This window comes from Massilia sp. IC2-278 (genome assembly GCF_020708045.1).
Taxonomy (GTDB): Bacteria; Pseudomonadota; Gammaproteobacteria; order Burkholderiales; family Burkholderiaceae_D; genus Telluria.
The window spans coordinates 1-13,810 of record NZ_JAJFES010000037.1 but is presented as its reverse complement, the minus strand read 5'-3'; the positions used below and the strand labels follow the sequence as shown (position 1 = coordinate 13,810).

The window sequence follows — 13,810 nt, the reverse complement described above, 5'->3', positions numbered from 1 at the left end:
CAGCAGGCGGGGGAGGGCGGTCAGGGGGCCGCGTGAAATCATGATCGAACCTTGTCAAAAAACCTGCGGCCATACTAGCCGATGTGTGGATACCGGACAAATCACCCGGATTCGGCATAGCCGGTGCGTGCATTTTACGGGGAGAGGAATTCTCACCAATTGTTGCCGTAAGCCAACAAATTGATTTGCCCGTAAAATTGATGGAATTGAGCAAGTGTAGTACGCCATTCTTCCGTCCATCGCGCCGCGGCGCGTCATGCTTTTCTGGAAACTCCATGACATTCTTATCGAATATGAAAATCGGGCATCGCCTCGCGCTCGGTTTTGCCGTCGTGCTGGCCCTGTCCATCCTGGTCACGGCGATCAGTATCGTCAAACTCAACAGCGTGGCAGCCGCCGCCGAACGGATGCTGGACCAGCCAATCAAGAAGGAACGCCTGATCGGCGACTGGGCCAGCAACATCGCCGTGGCCGTGATCCGGACCTCGGCCATCATCAAGAGCAGCGATCCCTCGCTCACCGATTTCTTTGCGAAGAACATCGAGGAGACCAACGCCAAGGCCGCGACTTACCTGAAGGACGTCGAGGCATCCTTGAGTACGCCGGACGAAAAAGCGATCTTCGAGAAGATGATGGCGCTGCGCGACGGTTATGCCGGCGGACGCCAGGAAGCCGTGCGCCTGAAGAGCGAAGGCAAGAGCGACGAAGCGATGCAGGTGCACGACAAGGTCTATATTCCCGCCGCCCAGGCCTACCAGGCGAATATCCAGGCCCTGGTGGCGCTGCAGCGCAGGCAGGTCGACGAGTTGCGCGACGAAATCCGCACCACCCGCAACGACAGCTTCCGCACCATGGTGCTGCTGGGCCTGCTGAGCGTGGCCTTCGGCAGCCTGTGCGCCTGGTGGCTGACCCGTTCGATCACGCGTCCGGTGCAGTCCGCCGTCGCCCTGGCGCGCCGCGTGGCCGCCGGCGACCTGACCAGCCGCAGCGAGACCTACGCCAAGGACGAGATCGGCGTGCTGCAGGACACCCTGGCCGACATGAACGCCAAGCTGCACGGCCTGGTCACCGAGATCCGCGGCGGTTCGCATGCGATCGCCACGGCTTCGTCGGAAATCGCGGCCGGTAACCTGGACCTGTCCTCGCGCACCGAGCAGCAGGCCAGCTCGCTCGAGGAAACGGCCAGCTCGATGGAAGAACTGAATTCGACCGTGTCCCAGAACGCCGACAATGCGCGCCAGGCCAGCATGCTGGCGACCTCGGCCAGCGAAGTGGCGGGCCGCGGCGGCGTGGTGGTGGCGCAGGTGGTGGATACCATGGCCTCGATCAACGAATCGTCGAAGAAGATCGCCGACATCATCGGCGTGATCGACAGCATCGCCTTCCAGACGAATATCCTGGCGCTGAACGCCGCCGTGGAAGCGGCGCGTGCCGGCGAACAGGGCCGCGGCTTTGCCGTGGTGGCCACCGAAGTGCGCAGCCTGGCGCACCGCTCGGCCGGTGCGGCCAAGGAGATCAAGGAACTGATCGACGCCTCGGTGGCGCGGGTCGACGCCGGCGCGCGCCTGGTCGACCAGGCCGGCGCCACGATGACGGAGATCGTCGGCAGCGTCCAGCGCGTGACCGACATCATCGGCGAAATCAGCGCCGCCACCGGCGAGCAGACCACCGGCATCGGCCAGATCAACGAAGCCATCAATCAGATGGACCAGGTGACCCAGCAGAACGCCGCCCTGGTCGAACAGGCGGCGGCCGCATCGAACGCGATGCATGAGCAGGCCGGCCAGCTGCTCGAAGCGGTGAGCGTGTTCAAGCTCACGGCGCACGAGCAGCCGGCGCCGGTGCGCAGTGCGCACGCCGGCCAGCGCGCGGCGGTGCGCCCGCTGCTGGCCTGAGGGCCGATCAACCAGTAACGGGGTCAGCAGGGGATCAGGCTTCCCCTGCGATCTCTTCCTTCAGCGACGCCATGTCGATCACGTAGCGGAAACGCACGTCGCCCTTCTCGACCTTTTTGTAGGCATCGTTGATGTCCTGGATGCGGATCATCTCGATCTCCGGTCCGATATTGTGCTCGGCGCAGAAGTCGAGCACGTCCTGGGTCTCGGCCAGGTTGCCGATCAGCGAGCCCGACACCGAACGGCGCATCTGCGCCAGCTGCATGTTGTCGAGCGGCGCCAGCGGTTCCAGCGCGCCGACTACGCACAGCACCCCGTCCTGTTTCAGCAGGGCGGTGAAGGGGTTCAGGTCGTGCTTCTCGGGCACGGTCGAGAGGATGAAGTCGAAGCTCGCTTCCAGTTCCTCGAAGGCGTCCTTGTCTTTTTCTAGCACGGCCTTGAAGCCTAGCTTCTGCGCTTCCTCGATCTTGTCCTTGGTGGTCGTGAACAGGGTGACTTCTGCGCCGAGCGCTTTCGCCAGCTTGGCCGCCATGTGGCCGAGGCCGCCCATGCCGATCACGCCGACCTTGTCGCCCGCCTCGACGCCCCAGCGGCGCATCGGCGACCAGGTGGTGACGCCCGCGCACAGGATCGGCGCCGCCACTTCTGGACGCAGGTTCGCCGGAATCTTCAGCACGAAATCTTCCTTTACGACCACGATGTTCGAGTAGCCGCCGAAGGTGTTGTCGCGGCCGTAGATGTTCTCGCCGCCGGCTTTCGCCTTCGGCTTCATCGGGCCGTTGTAGGTGGCCAGCCAGCTGTTCGGGCTGCCGCAATAGTTCTGGTCGCCTTCCTTGCAGGCTTCGCACTGGCCGCAGCTGTCGATCATGCAGCCCACGCCCACCAGGTCGCCGACCGCATGGCGCTTAACGGCGGGGCCGACGCGGGTGACGCGGCCGACGATCTCGTGGCCGGGCACGCAGGGGTAGACCGTGTTCGACCATTCGTTCTTGACCTGGTGGATGTCCGAGTGGCAGACGCCGCAGTACAGGACGTCGATTTCGACCTCGTGGGCGGCGGGGTCGTCGCGTTCGAATTCGTAGGGTTTCAGGCGGCTGAAAGAGTGCTTGGCCGCGTAGCCAGTTACCTTGATCATGTTCGCTCCGGTGGGAAAGGTGATTGGAGACGATAGGCCGCATGCATGGATGCGTCTGTTAGATTGCGCGCAGACGGGGCGATCGCGGTGGTTTGGTGAGGTTTGTGGGGATGATTCGTGAGGGTGTTCCGGCGTTAATGGGGCTGTTGCCTGTGCCGCTAGTGGTGTGTTTGATCCGCGTGGGCACGAGTGCCCACCGTACGGGACACGTTGCGTATCCGTGTTTCGTATGATCTTGCTGTTAGCGCCACCGGTTTATGTTTGATCTCGCCGGTAACGGTGACCGTAGGGTGGGCACTCGTGCCCACGCGGATCATGCATTCCGCTAACATAACAGGCAACAGCCGCAATACCAGGAGAACGCATGAGGTTCATAAAACCATCCACTGCCGCCATACTGCTGGCGTTCACACTGCACACCACCGCCCACGCCGCCCCCGACCCCCGCGCCCAGGCCGAAATCGCCCACCTGCTCGACTACGTGGCCACCCCACGCTGCCAGTTCGACCGCAACGGCAGCTGGCACGACGGTGCCGAGGCGCGCAGCCACCTGCAGCAAAAATACGACTACCTGGTCAAACGCAAGCTGGTCACCGATGCCGAATCCTTCATCGCCCGGGCCGCGACGGAAAGCAGCATGAGCGGCAAGCCCTACCAGGTGAAATGCGGCAGCGGCAAACCCGTCGCCAGCGCCACTTACCTGAAGGAAGAACTGCAGCGCTTCCGCAAGCGCGCACCGAAATAAAAAAAGCCTGCAAGGCGCACACCCTGCAGGCTAGACGTTCAATTCGGCAGTTCCGCCTCTGCCAGCTGCAAGCCATGCTGCTCGCACCAGGCCCCCAGCACCGCGCGCGTCTGCGCTTCGCGGAACACATGCCAGTGCCCGCTCAGGCCTTTCTGCTCGACCAGTTCACTGAATTCGCGGTAGCCCCCCGCGCGCTTGAACATCTCGCGCACACGTTCCGCGTCGTCCGGCAGCGCGGCGTCGGCGAAATCGAACACCAGTTCCAGCCCCAGCGCGAGGCTGCCCACGCGCGGCACCGGCACGTAGCGCTCCGACGTGTCGATGTCTTCCGGCAGCGGCGCCAGTTCCTCGTCCAGCGCGTCCGAGCGCAGGTACACCGCGCCCGTGTCGAGGCAGACCCAGCCCTCATCCGGGGTGTCCGGGTCCGACACGGTCAGGACCGCGTCCTCGAGTTCATCTGCATTTACTGTAACCAAACTATTCTCCTAAAACAAAAAGCCCGCAGGGCGCAAACCCCGCGGGCCTTCAGCATACAACAGCATGGCGCCGGCGAACCGGCGCCGGGGCATTACATCATGCCGTCCATGCCGCCCATGCCGCCCATACCACCCATGCCGCCCATGCCGCCGGCTGGCTTGTCTTCGACGATTTCCGAAACCATGCAGTCGGTGGTCAGCATCAGGCCGGCGATCGACGCTGCGTTCTGCAGGGCCGAGCGGGTGACCTTGGCTGGGTCCAGCACGCCCATTTCGACCATGTCGCCGTAGGTGCCGTTGGCAGCGTTGTAGCCGTAGTTGCCCTGGCCAGCCAGGACGCCCGAGACCACGACCGACGATTCTTCACCGGCGTTCTGGACGATCATGCGCAGCGGCTCTTCCATGGCGCGCAGGACGATCTTGATGCCGGCTTCCTGGTCAGGATTGTCGCCGGTCACTTGCAGGTTGGCGCGGGCACGCAGCAGGGCGACGCCGCCGCCTGGCACGATGCCTTCTTCCACTGCGGCGCGGGTCGCGTGCAGCGCGTCTTCCACGCGTGCTTTCTTCTCTTTCATTTCGACTTCGGTGGCAGCGCCAACCTTGATCACGGCAACGCCGCCGGCCAGCTTGGCCACGCGCTCTTGCAGTTTCTCGCGGTCGTAGTCCGAGGTCGCTTCTTCGATCTGGATACGCACTTGCTTGACGCGTGCTTCGATGTTTTCAGCCGAACCCGCACCGTCGATGATGATGGTGTTTTCCTTGCCGACTTCGACGCGCTTGGCTTGGCCCAGTTCGGCCAGGGTGACCTTTTCCAGGGTCAGGCCGACTTCTTCGGCGATGACCTGGCCGCCGGTCAGGACAGCGATGTCTTCCAGCATGGCCTTGCGACGGTCGCCGAAGCCTGGGGCTTTCACTGCAACGGTCTTCAGGATGCCGCGGATGTTGTTGACGACCAGGGTCGCCAGCGCTTCGCCTTCGATGTCTTCAGCGATGATGACCAGCGGACGGCCAGCTTTTGCAACTTGCTCCAGCACCGGCAGCAGGTCACGGATGTTCGAGATCTTCTTGTCGCACAGCAGGACGAACGGATTGTCGTGGATGGCGACTTGCTTGTCCGGGTTGTTGATGAAGTAAGGCGACAGGTAGCCGCGGTCGAACTGCATACCTTCGACGATGTCCAGCTCGTCGTTCAGCGACTTGCCGTCTTCGACGGTGATGACGCCTTCCTTGCCGACTTTTTCCATCGCTTCAGCGATGCGCTCGCCGATCGAGTAGTCCGAGTTGGCGGAAATGGCGCCAACCTGGGCGATTTCTTTCGAGGTGGTGCATGGCTTGGCGATCTTGGCCAGCTCTTCGACGGTGGCAGCAACTGCCTTGTCGATGCCGCGCTTCAGGTCCATCGGGTTCATGCCGGCGGCAACGAACTTCATGCCTTCGCGCACGATGGCTTGTGCCAGCACGGTCGCGGTGGTGGTGCCGTCACCGGCGTTGTCGCTGGTTTTCGAAGCGACTTCCTTGACCATCTGCGCGCCCATGTTCATGAGCTTGTCTTTCAGTTCGATCTCTTTCGCGACCGACACGCCGTCCTTGGTGACGGTTGGGGCGCCGAACGAACGGTCCAGCACGACGTTGCGGCCTTTCGGGCCCAGGGTGACCTTGACTGCGTTGGCGAGGATGTTGACGCCTTCAACCATCTTGGCGCGCGCTGCGTCGCCGAATACTACTTCTTTAGCTGCCATTTTCTGTTTCTCCGATTATGCGGTAGATGTTTTGTGGGAGGATTACGAGACCAGGACGGCCATGATGTCTTCTTCACGCATGACCAGCAGTTCCTGGCCATCGACCTTGACGGCCTGGCCCGAGTACTTGCCGAACAGAACGCGGTCGCCGACCTTGACTTCCAGTGCGCGCAGCTGGCCGTTGTCCTGGACCTTGCCGGCGCCGACAGCCAGGATCTCGCCCTGGTCTGGCTTTTCAGCCGCAGCATCAGGGATGATCAGACCCGAGGCGGTCTTGGTTTCCTGGTCGAGACGCTTCACGATTACGCGATCGTGCAGTGGGCGAAGGTTCATGCAAAACTCCTTATTCAGTGTGTGGACTAGCTGTTAATCTGCGTTGGTTGCCGCATCGCCGATTTGTATTGACGCTGCAGCGGGAAAGAGTTGTTAGCACTCTCAACTAACGAGTGCTAATTATAGGGACGATAATTCGGCATTTCAAGTTGCCGTGTTGTGAATTTGGCTGTGCTTGGTTGATCCGGATCAAACTGCCCAGACGTCATGCTGCATTCAGCAGTCAAGCGAAGGTGTGGCGAAAAACATAAACGCGGAGGTTAGCATTGATTCGGCGCCACTCGCCGCACTCTTGGCTGGTAATGACATAGATCAAACTCGACCGAACCGCACCTTGACGGCAGCCGAACGGTGGACTTCAGCGGATGAGCTTACAATTCATGCAATCCATGCCCTGCCGCGTGTTTCCGAGAGTTGCCTGTGCGTCGACACCTTTCCTGCCTCCTGCTTGCCACCGCGATTGCCACGATTGCCGCCGGCGCCGTCCACGCCGCCGGGCCATCGCTTGACGCCCAGTGCGCCGCGCTCGACAAGCCGGCCTACCCGGAGGCGGACCGCCCGAACGCCGCGCAGCAGGCGGCGCTGGCAAGCTGCGACGCGCCGGCCCTGTACTACGGTATCCGCCAGCCGCGCGATTTTCTGAAGGCGCGCCATTGCGCCTTCACGCCCGACAAGGACGATGACGTATTCTCGAAAAAAGCCGGCGTGCTGATGATGCTGTACGCGAACGGGCAGGGCGTCGCGCGCAACCTGGCCTTGGCGAAGAAGGCGGCCTGCGCGGCCGGCGGCGCACCGGCCGAGCTGAGCGGGCGCCTGGCCTACCTGGACGCGCTGGCGCCCGGCAAGCGCGAAGCGGGCAAGCCCATCGACTTTTGCGACGACATCACCAGCGGCATGATGATGGGGTATTGCGCCTCGCTGGATGCGGCCCAGGGCGACGTCAAGCGCGAACAAACGCTGGCGGCGATTGCCGCGAAGTTCAAGCCGAACGAGCAGGCCGCGTTCTCGCGTCTGCTGAACAGCCTGTCGCGCTTCGTCGAGGCGCGCGGCGGCAACGAAGTCGACCTCGGCGGCACGGCACGCGGGATGCTGGTCGCCCAGGAAGAAGACGCCCAGAAGGATGCCTTCCTCACTGCACTGCAAGCTTTCGAGCGCGGCAAGCTGCCGCGTTTCAGTGCGGCCCAGGACCAGGCGCTCGATCGCGAACTGAATACGGTTTACGGGCAGTTGCGGCGCCTGCCGGCCCAGGAATACACGACCATCAAGATGGCGGACATCCAGGCGACCCAGCGCATCTGGCTGGTTTACCGCGACGCGTGGGTGGAATTCGGCAAGCTCAGGTATCCTGCTGTCCCGGCGCACGCCTGGCGCGCCCACTTCACCCAGCAGCGCACGGCCATGCTGAAGGCACTCCTGGAAGAGCTGAGCTAGCAACTGCCACGCTCTCTTGTTGACTGTCAAACCTTATCAGACCTATAGTTACGAATGATTTCCGAATTCCAAGACCTATCCGACAAGATCGAGCGCCTCGCTGCGCTGGTCGGATCGCTGCGCAGCGAAAATGCGCAACTGCGCCAGACCAACGTGCTGCTGAATGAAGTGAACACGGCGCTCATCGAGCGCCTGGTCGAAGCCCAGCGCCGCGTCGAAGCCGTGCTCGAGCAATTGCCGGCGCCGGCAGGAGAAGCCGAGGAAGACGGGGACGACTCCACCAACGCCGAGGCCACCCGATGATTTATCTCGATGTCACGATCATGGGCCAGCCCTACCGCCTGGCCTGCAAGGAAGGCGAGCAGGCCACGCTGCGCGACGCCGTGCGTTACCTCGACGGCAAGATGACCGCACTGCGCGACTCCGGCAAGGTGAAGGGCAACGACCGCATCGCCGTCATGGCCGCGCTCAGCGTTGCCGCCGAATTCCTGTCGGTCAAGTCGCCGCAAGGTCCACTTTCCGATATGACAATGCTAGAAGTGAAACAAAAGCTGGAAGTCATGCACAGCGTGCTCGACCAGGCCCTGGCGCCGCAAGAAAATTTACCGTAACGGTCCAAATACGTTTGACATCCCGCTTCAAGCGAGTAAACTGCGAGGCACCCTGCGGTGTTCGAGATTGCCATATATTCCTTGAACCATTTGTATGCATAGGTTGCGGGATTATGTGCGATGGGCGTGAGCGTCGCTAGTTCGACGAACCCGAAATTGCGCTAACTGCGACCACCTTGAGCCGTCAGGTTCTGGGATGCCGGCATGGACGGCACAGGCGGGGCTATATTCCAAAAGACGGTTGCGAGCATTGCGCTTGCAGCCGTTTTTTTCATGCGCGCACGCTTTTCTGATGCGTGCTTTTTTATGTGTGGGAGTTAGGCAGATGCGCTACTGGTTGATGAAATCCGAGCCGGATGAAGTCAGTTTCGACGACGTTCTTGCAGCGCCGGGGCAAACCGTCGCCTGGTTCGGGGTGCGCAATTACCAGGCCCGCAATTTCATGCGCGACGCGATGCAGATTGGCGACGGCATCCTGTTTTATCACTCCAGCTGCGCGGTGCCCGGCGTCGCCGGCATCGCCGAAGTGGCGAGCGGGCCTTATCCCGATGCTTCCCAGTTCGATCGCGACGGCCATTACTTCGATCCGAAAGCCACGCCGGAACAACCGCGCTGGATTTCGGTCGACGTGAAAGCAAAAGAGCAGGGGCGTTATCTGCCGCTCTCGGAAATGCGCACGGTTCCCGAATTGGAAGACATGGTTTTGCTGCAAAAAGGCAGCCGCCTGTCCATTTCGCCGGTCACGCCGGGGCAGTGGAAGGCCATCCTCGATTTGATTCGCGTTTGAATCTCTGTACCTTCCGCTAATCAACCAAAATCGGCCTCTTGAAAAGCCCGAGATCGGTCACAACCCGACAAGATGCTATGCACGCGATTCACTTCAGATGGAAAGTGGCGCTTGGCCGTGAAACAGACTTCGAACACGCCTGGCTGGAACTCACCGCATTGATACGCGATAAGCAAGGTGGTTTGGGGTCGCGCCTGCATCGGTGCGCCGACGGCCATTATTTTGCATATGCCCAGTGGCCGTCCGAACACGTCTGGGCGACACAGCCCGAACCGACTGCACGCATGATCGAACTGCGACATCGAATGCGTGAATGCGCCGAACTGGTCGATGGCCCGCTTCGGGGTGAGGTCGTTGCCGACCTGCTGATATCGCCGACTCCCGACTAGGCGAGCAGGCGAGCGCATTCACAGACGCAAGGATTTCTGTCACTGTCCCGCGGTGCCAGGCGCGGCGCTTCCACCAAGTCGACGCTGCAACTGGTCCTTGGCTACGGCAAGCGCGTTGTCCGGCGTCGCTGCAACATCCGGTATGACGCCCGTGCCCTCCCAGTTGGTACCGGTTATGGGGCTGATCGTGCGCCGGCTGGGGATCACGGCATAAAAATGTTCGCCCAGGCGATAAGGGCGCGCGGCATGGGCGCCGCCCCAGGTCCGCTCGCCGATGACCGTGGCGCGTTTCAGCGCCTGCATCGTGTACACGAATGCTTCGGCGGCGGACTTCGTATTCGCGTCTGTCAGGATGTAGACCGGCTTCTTGCCGCCATAACGTTTGCCGTCGAGCTGATCCTGTGTCCAGTACTGCGTGGTGACGTTGGTGACACGCTCCCAAGTATCGTTGAGGCGAGTGCGCTCGTCGACAAAATAGCTGATCAGCAGCGCCACCGAATCTCCGCCGCCGCCGCCGTTATTGCGCAGATCGACAATGAGGCCATCGGTGTCGGCGAGTGCATTCATCGCCGAGGCGAGCTTGTCGGAGACGAGGAAAACCGGACCGAACATGGAAATCTGCAGGTAGCCGATATTCGGGCTCAGGCGATCGACCTTTTCAATGCCAAGGTTGGACGTACGGACCCGTTCGAGCACCGCAGGCGGCACCTGTTTTTCCCACTCTGCCCGCGTCTTGGGTGGTGGTGGCATCGTTTCGTCAAGCGGCACCGGGCGGGCGCTGAAGTCGACCGACATGTGCTTGTCGTCGACAACGGCCTTGATGTCATCCGACAGTTGTTTCGCCAGCTGTTTTCCGTCCATGATCCCATCGTACTTGCCTTCGCGCTGGTGCTGGCGCAGCACCGCCTCGGCTTGTTTGGCTTTGTCTGGAAAAACATAGTGGGTATTGAGCTTGGCAACCAGTGTATCGACGACTTCCGATGTGGCGGCGCGATTCAATTCCACTGCCGGTGGGGGGGTGGCGATTGCGCCTGTCATCGCCAGCATCAGCACAGCGGGTATGACCATCCATGTCTTGTTCATCTTTTTCCTTTGAATCCAGCACGCGGGTTTTGATATTTGGTGGGCAAATCAAAAACGGAAACGTCATCAATAAGGCAATGAAGCGAAACAAGAATAGCATAATAATTACTATCTAATAGCAATTTATGCTACCTCTATAAGGTATCGCGCGAAGTGGTGTCAGCCAAGCGGCGTCGCCGACATGCAACATCATAAATATTTTCTTGCAATAATTCGATGATTGGCTAACAATCAAACCATGAGCACTGTATTCAAAGCCTTGTCTGACCCGACCCGCCGCAAAGTCCTGCAATTGCTGCAGCAGGGCCCCATCGGCGCGGGCGAACTCGCGGACATGTTCGACGTCTCCAAGCCCACCATGTCGGCGCACTTCGCGGTACTCGTCAATGCCGGCCTGATCGACGCCGAAAAAGAAGGGCGCAACATCACCTATCGCCTCAAGCTGTCCGTGCTCGAGGAGGCGCTGCTGGCGTTTGCGCAAACGTTTGGTTTGCAGGTCACCCGGCCGGAAGACGGCCATCCCACAACGGAATCGAAACAGGAGACACCATGAAATCTGCTGCATCGTTTGGCCGGCCGCTGCTTGGCGCGGCGCTGATTCTTGCCGTATCGGGGGCGCTGGCCTGGGCCGCGCCCGAGCACATCAGCGACGAGCTGAAGCAGCGACTCGTGGCTGCCTTGCTGGGTGCGGTGGTGGTGATCTACGCCAACGCCATTCCGAAATCGCTGACGGCGCTGGCGCAACTGCGCTGCTCGCCCGAACGCGAACAGGCCGCACGCCGCTTCGCCGGCTGGAGCCTGGTTCTGGGCGGCATCAACTACATGCTCGCCGCGCTGTTCGCACCGCTGGGCGAGATGCACCTGGTCGGCGGCAGCCTGCTGGGCGTGTCGTTGCTGGCGGCGGTCCTGCGCTGCTACGGCGTGGGTTCGCCTGCTGCACGCGGTTAAGGAGACGGCCATGTTTGCGATGCTGATGGGCTTGAAGTCGATTGCGCCGCGCGAGTTGCATGCTCTGCAGGAGCACAGCGGGCAGGGCGCGCCGACCGTGGTCGACGTGAATGCGCGCCACTCCTGGCTGAAAGCGCGCGTGCCGGGTGCGATCAACCTGCCGCCGGATATCGAGGCAGCCATGCTGCCGGCGGACCGCGCCGCGCCGCTGGTGTTCTACTGCTCGAATCCGCTGTGCCGCAAGGCGCCGCAGGCGGCGCGCAAGGCGGAAAAGCTGGGCTATGCGGACGTGCGCGTGATGTCGGCCGGCATTACCGGCTGGGTCGGCGCCAGCCTGCCGGTCGACAGCGGCGGCTGACGATGCGGATCACACCGCCGGGCAGAGCGCCCGTGCGGCCTGAGCCAGCCGTTTATTTGCGCTTCAGCCCGGGGACCTGCTGAACTGCCGCGGGCGCGCCCGCCTTGTTCGGGTCCAGCGCTGCCGGCAAGCCGAGCTGCTTGCGGCAGCTGTTGCGCATGGCCAGCTCCTGGGCGGCGACTTCCTCCGCGGTTCCCGGCGGCGCCTTGCCGGGGTTGGCCTGCATGTACAGCGCGGCCTTTTGCGCACGCGCGCTGAATTTCTCGATAAAGCAATCGCAATACGCCGGATACTTGGGATTGCCTTTCAGGTCGGATTCGCCGCCGTAGGCCGCCGGCATGTCGGCCGCCCTTACGCACATGTCATGGTAAGTCTGCTGTTGTGCCTGCGCTGCCGGCGACATGGCCAGCAGCAGCATGGCAGTTGCGGCTGCGCGTGCGAACAAAGTACGGACCAACATGTTTCCTCCTGAAATAAATAATGAAAACGCAACAGGCAGTATAGTGTGAAGATACTGCTGGGAACACGCTGATGTGCTCCGTTCGGCGCGGTCATGCGCCATGGCTGAAAACTTGACGACATTGCAACCCTTGCTCGACCTGATCAACCTCATTCCGCGCGACTGGATCCTTCCACCCGCCAACCTGTTCCTGCTGATCGTCATCGGTCTCCTGATTCGGCGCCGCTGGCCGCGTGCCGGTAACATCCTCGCCGGCGCCAGCCTGGCGCTGCTGGCCTTCCTCTCCACCACTGGCGGCGCGCGCCTGCTGGTGGCGCCGCTGGAGGCGATGAGCCAGCCGCTGCGGGCGCCGGAAGCGGCCGGCGCGCAGGCCATCGTCGTGCTCGCCTCCGGGCGGCTGCAGCGTGCCCCCGAATACGGCGACCGCGACATTCCCGACTACATCGCCCTGGCGCGCGTGCGCTATGCGGCGCATTTGCAGCGGCGCACCGGGCTGCCGCTGCTGGTCAGCGGCGGCAACGGCGCCAGCGGCATCGATCCGCCTGCGCACGACCGCGCTTATGTCAAAGCCGACGCCATGGCCACGGCGCTGCGCGAGGACTTCGGCGTGCCGGTGCAATGGATCGAACGGCATTCGCGCGACACCAACGAAAACGCGTCTGACAGCGCCGCGCTGCTGCGTGCCGGCGGCATCAAGCGCATCCTGCTCGTGACCGATGCGATGCACATGCCGCGCTCGTGCGCCGCCTTCGAGCGTGCCGGACTGGATGTGGTGAATGCGCCGACCATGTTCTTCAGCAAGCAGGCGCAGGGTGCGAGTTCCTGGGTGCCTGGTGCCGAGGGCATGCGCCGGTCGCGCTATGCCTTGTATGAATGGATGGGCAGCATCTGGTACCGCCTGCGTGCGGGCGGCAAGGATGCGGCCATCGACGCGAAATGCTACGGCGCATGAGGACGACCATGCCAATTCCTGGGGAGGTGCGATGGACCCGTTGATCATCCTGGCCCTGCTGGCCATGGGCTGCTTCGGCGGTTTCGCCGCCGGCCTGCTGGGCGTTGGCGGCGGCATGATCCTGGTGCCGTTCATGACCATGATCCTGACGGCGCGCGGGGTGCCCGACGAGCTGGTGGTGCACATGGCGATCGCCACCTCGCTCGGCACCATCATGTTCACCTCGCTGTCCTCGGTGCGCGCGCACCACAAGCATGGCGCGGTGGTCTGGCGCATCGTGAAGTTGCTGGCGCCGGGTATCCTGATCGGCTCGACGGTCGGGCCGTGGATCGGCAAGCAGATGAACACGGCGACCTTGTCTGTGTTCTTCGGCGTCTTTGTCGCGTTCTCGGCCACGCAAATGCTGGTCAACAAAAAGCCGGCGGCCGCGCGCGACTTACCAAAGGCGCCGGGCATGTTCGCGGCGGG

At 62.4% G+C, this 13,810-nt stretch carries 18 protein-coding genes and 1 other RNA gene; 13 read left to right on the top strand and 6 right to left on the bottom strand.

Going from position 1 to position 13,810, the window contains the following annotated elements; genetic code table 11:
• Positions 1 to 275 precede the first annotated feature (275 nt).
• The gene (locus tag LK540_RS25070) at positions 276 to 1,895 is read left to right on the top strand and encodes a methyl-accepting chemotaxis protein (RefSeq protein WP_229440126.1); all 1,620 of its coding nucleotides are present in this window, start codon (positions 276 to 278) and stop codon (positions 1,893 to 1,895) included.
• Positions 1,896 to 1,929: 34 nt separating this feature from the next.
• Here the strand turns inward: LK540_RS25070 and LK540_RS25065 are convergent, their stop codons facing one another.
• Positions 1,930 to 3,030: an NAD(P)-dependent alcohol dehydrogenase gene (locus LK540_RS25065; protein WP_229440125.1), complete on the bottom strand. Its 1,101-nt coding sequence runs from the start codon at positions 3,028 to 3,030 to the stop codon at positions 1,930 to 1,932.
• A 364-nt stretch (positions 3,031 to 3,394) separates the two neighbouring features.
• Here LK540_RS25065 and LK540_RS25060 point away from each other — a divergent pair, with 364 nt between their 5' ends.
• Positions 3,395 to 3,775 (top strand): DUF5329 domain-containing protein, encoded by a 381-nt coding sequence (locus LK540_RS25060; protein WP_229440124.1) that lies wholly within the window; start codon positions 3,395 to 3,397, stop codon positions 3,773 to 3,775.
• Between the two features lie 38 nt (positions 3,776 to 3,813).
• Here the strand turns inward: LK540_RS25060 and LK540_RS25055 are convergent, their stop codons facing one another.
• From LK540_RS25055 to groES, 3 genes are all read right to left on the bottom strand, one after another.
• The gene (locus LK540_RS25055) at positions 3,814 to 4,251 is read right to left on the bottom strand and encodes a hypothetical protein (RefSeq protein WP_229440123.1); all 438 of its coding nucleotides are present in this window, start codon (positions 4,249 to 4,251) and stop codon (positions 3,814 to 3,816) included.
• A 92-nt stretch (positions 4,252 to 4,343) separates the two neighbouring features.
• Positions 4,344 to 5,990 (bottom strand): chaperonin GroEL, encoded by a 1,647-nt coding sequence (gene groL, locus LK540_RS25050; protein WP_229440122.1) that lies wholly within the window; start codon positions 5,988 to 5,990, stop codon positions 4,344 to 4,346.
• A 42-nt stretch (positions 5,991 to 6,032) separates the two neighbouring features.
• A complete protein-coding gene (gene groES, locus LK540_RS25045; RefSeq protein WP_229440121.1) occupies positions 6,033 to 6,323 on the bottom strand; it encodes a co-chaperone GroES in 291 nt (96 codons plus the stop codon).
• A gap of 420 nt (positions 6,324 to 6,743) precedes the next feature.
• On the opposite strand from groES, the gene LK540_RS25040 reads away from it, so the two are divergent.
• The 6 genes from LK540_RS25040 (at position 6,744) to LK540_RS25015 (ending at position 9,541) form a co-directional block, all read left to right on the top strand.
• Positions 6,744 to 7,754: a lysozyme inhibitor LprI family protein gene (locus LK540_RS25040; RefSeq protein WP_229440120.1), complete on the top strand. Its 1,011-nt coding sequence runs from the start codon at positions 6,744 to 6,746 to the stop codon at positions 7,752 to 7,754.
• A gap of 54 nt (positions 7,755 to 7,808) precedes the next feature.
• Positions 7,809 to 8,057 carry a hypothetical protein gene (locus tag LK540_RS25035; protein ID WP_229440119.1) on the top strand — a complete coding sequence of 83 codons (249 nt, stop codon included), beginning with the start codon at positions 7,809 to 7,811 and terminating at the stop codon, positions 8,055 to 8,057.
• The gene (locus LK540_RS25030) at positions 8,054 to 8,365 is read left to right on the top strand and encodes a cell division protein ZapA (protein ID WP_192049165.1); all 312 of its coding nucleotides are present in this window, start codon (positions 8,054 to 8,056) and stop codon (positions 8,363 to 8,365) included. Before LK540_RS25035 ends, LK540_RS25030 begins: the two co-directional genes overlap by 4 nt.
• Positions 8,366 to 8,411: 46 nt before the next feature.
• Positions 8,412 to 8,593: non-coding RNA, 6S RNA (ssrS, locus tag LK540_RS25025), on the top strand.
• 97 nt (positions 8,594 to 8,690) lie between these two features.
• Positions 8,691 to 9,152, top strand: coding sequence for an EVE domain-containing protein (locus LK540_RS25020; protein WP_229440118.1), 462 nt, complete (start codon positions 8,691 to 8,693; stop codon positions 9,150 to 9,152).
• Positions 9,153 to 9,229: 77 nt separating this feature from the next.
• Positions 9,230 to 9,541, top strand: a complete 312-nt coding sequence (locus LK540_RS25015; RefSeq protein ID WP_229440117.1) for an antibiotic biosynthesis monooxygenase — start codon at positions 9,230 to 9,232, stop codon at positions 9,539 to 9,541.
• Positions 9,542 to 9,580: 39 nt separating this feature from the next.
• Here LK540_RS25015 and LK540_RS25010 read toward each other — a convergent pair whose 3' ends face one another.
• Positions 9,581 to 10,624 (bottom strand): S41 family peptidase, encoded by a 1,044-nt coding sequence (locus LK540_RS25010; RefSeq protein ID WP_229440116.1) that lies wholly within the window; start codon positions 10,622 to 10,624, stop codon positions 9,581 to 9,583.
• A gap of 238 nt (positions 10,625 to 10,862) precedes the next feature.
• On the opposite strand from LK540_RS25010, the gene LK540_RS25005 reads away from it, so the two are divergent.
• The 3 genes from LK540_RS25005 to LK540_RS24995 are packed head-to-tail and all read left to right on the top strand — an operon-like array spanning position 10,863 to position 11,930.
• The gene (locus tag LK540_RS25005; RefSeq protein WP_229440115.1) at positions 10,863 to 11,177 is read left to right on the top strand and encodes an autorepressor SdpR family transcription factor; all 315 of its coding nucleotides are present in this window, start codon (positions 10,863 to 10,865) and stop codon (positions 11,175 to 11,177) included.
• Positions 11,174 to 11,572, top strand: a complete 399-nt coding sequence (locus LK540_RS25000) for a hypothetical protein (RefSeq protein ID WP_229440114.1) — start codon at positions 11,174 to 11,176, stop codon at positions 11,570 to 11,572. The genes LK540_RS25005 and LK540_RS25000 overlap by 4 nt, the downstream gene beginning before the upstream one ends.
• Positions 11,573 to 11,582: 10 nt before the next feature.
• A complete protein-coding gene (locus LK540_RS24995; protein ID WP_229440113.1) occupies positions 11,583 to 11,930 on the top strand; it encodes a rhodanese-like domain-containing protein in 348 nt (115 codons plus the stop codon).
• Between the two features lie 52 nt (positions 11,931 to 11,982).
• On the opposite strand, the gene LK540_RS24990 is transcribed toward LK540_RS24995, so the two are convergent.
• Entirely contained in the window at positions 11,983 to 12,348 is a 366-nt protein-coding gene (locus LK540_RS24990; protein ID WP_229440112.1) for a hypothetical protein, read from the bottom strand.
• 154 nt (positions 12,349 to 12,502) lie between these two features.
• Here LK540_RS24990 and LK540_RS24985 point away from each other — a divergent pair, with 154 nt between their 5' ends.
• Both LK540_RS24985 and LK540_RS24980 read left to right on the top strand, forming a co-directional pair.
• Positions 12,503 to 13,342: a YdcF family protein gene (locus LK540_RS24985; protein ID WP_229440111.1), complete on the top strand. Its 840-nt coding sequence runs from the start codon at positions 12,503 to 12,505 to the stop codon at positions 13,340 to 13,342.
• A gap of 31 nt (positions 13,343 to 13,373) precedes the next feature.
• A partial coding sequence (locus LK540_RS24980) for a sulfite exporter TauE/SafE family protein (protein ID WP_229440110.1) occupies positions 13,374 to 13,810 on the top strand: 437 nt, incomplete at its 3' end.

Bases quoted from the DNA above. Each gene is read 5' to 3' on its own strand.
- LK540_RS25060 (WP_229440124.1), top strand. From the start codon at position 3,395: ATGAGGTTCATAAAACCATCCACTGCCGCCATACTGCTGGCGTTCACA.
- LK540_RS25000 (WP_229440114.1), top strand. From the start codon at position 11,174: ATGAAATCTGCTGCATCGTTTGGCCGGCCGCTGCTTGGCGCGGCGCTG.
- LK540_RS25010 (WP_229440116.1), bottom strand. From the start codon at position 10,624: ATGAACAAGACATGGATGGTCATACCCGCTGTGCTGATGCTGGCGATG.
- LK540_RS24995 (WP_229440113.1), top strand. From the start codon at position 11,583: ATGTTTGCGATGCTGATGGGCTTGAAGTCGATTGCGCCGCGCGAGTTG.
- groL (WP_229440122.1), bottom strand. From the start codon at position 5,990: ATGGCAGCTAAAGAAGTAGTATTCGGCGACGCAGCGCGCGCCAAGATG.
- LK540_RS25015 (WP_229440117.1), top strand. From the start codon at position 9,230: ATGCACGCGATTCACTTCAGATGGAAAGTGGCGCTTGGCCGTGAAACA.
- LK540_RS25035 (WP_229440119.1), top strand. From the start codon at position 7,809: ATGATTTCCGAATTCCAAGACCTATCCGACAAGATCGAGCGCCTCGCT.
- LK540_RS25065 (WP_229440125.1), bottom strand. From the start codon at position 3,030: ATGATCAAGGTAACTGGCTACGCGGCCAAGCACTCTTTCAGCCGCCTG.
- groES (WP_229440121.1), bottom strand. From the start codon at position 6,323: ATGAACCTTCGCCCACTGCACGATCGCGTAATCGTGAAGCGTCTCGAC.
- LK540_RS25030 (WP_192049165.1), top strand. From the start codon at position 8,054: ATGATTTATCTCGATGTCACGATCATGGGCCAGCCCTACCGCCTGGCC.
- LK540_RS25005 (WP_229440115.1), top strand. From the start codon at position 10,863: ATGAGCACTGTATTCAAAGCCTTGTCTGACCCGACCCGCCGCAAAGTC.
- LK540_RS25070 (WP_229440126.1), top strand. From the start codon at position 276: ATGACATTCTTATCGAATATGAAAATCGGGCATCGCCTCGCGCTCGGT.
- LK540_RS24990 (WP_229440112.1), bottom strand. From the start codon at position 12,348: ATGCTGCTGCTGGCCATGTCGCCGGCAGCGCAGGCACAACAGCAGACT.
- LK540_RS25020 (WP_229440118.1), top strand. From the start codon at position 8,691: ATGCGCTACTGGTTGATGAAATCCGAGCCGGATGAAGTCAGTTTCGAC.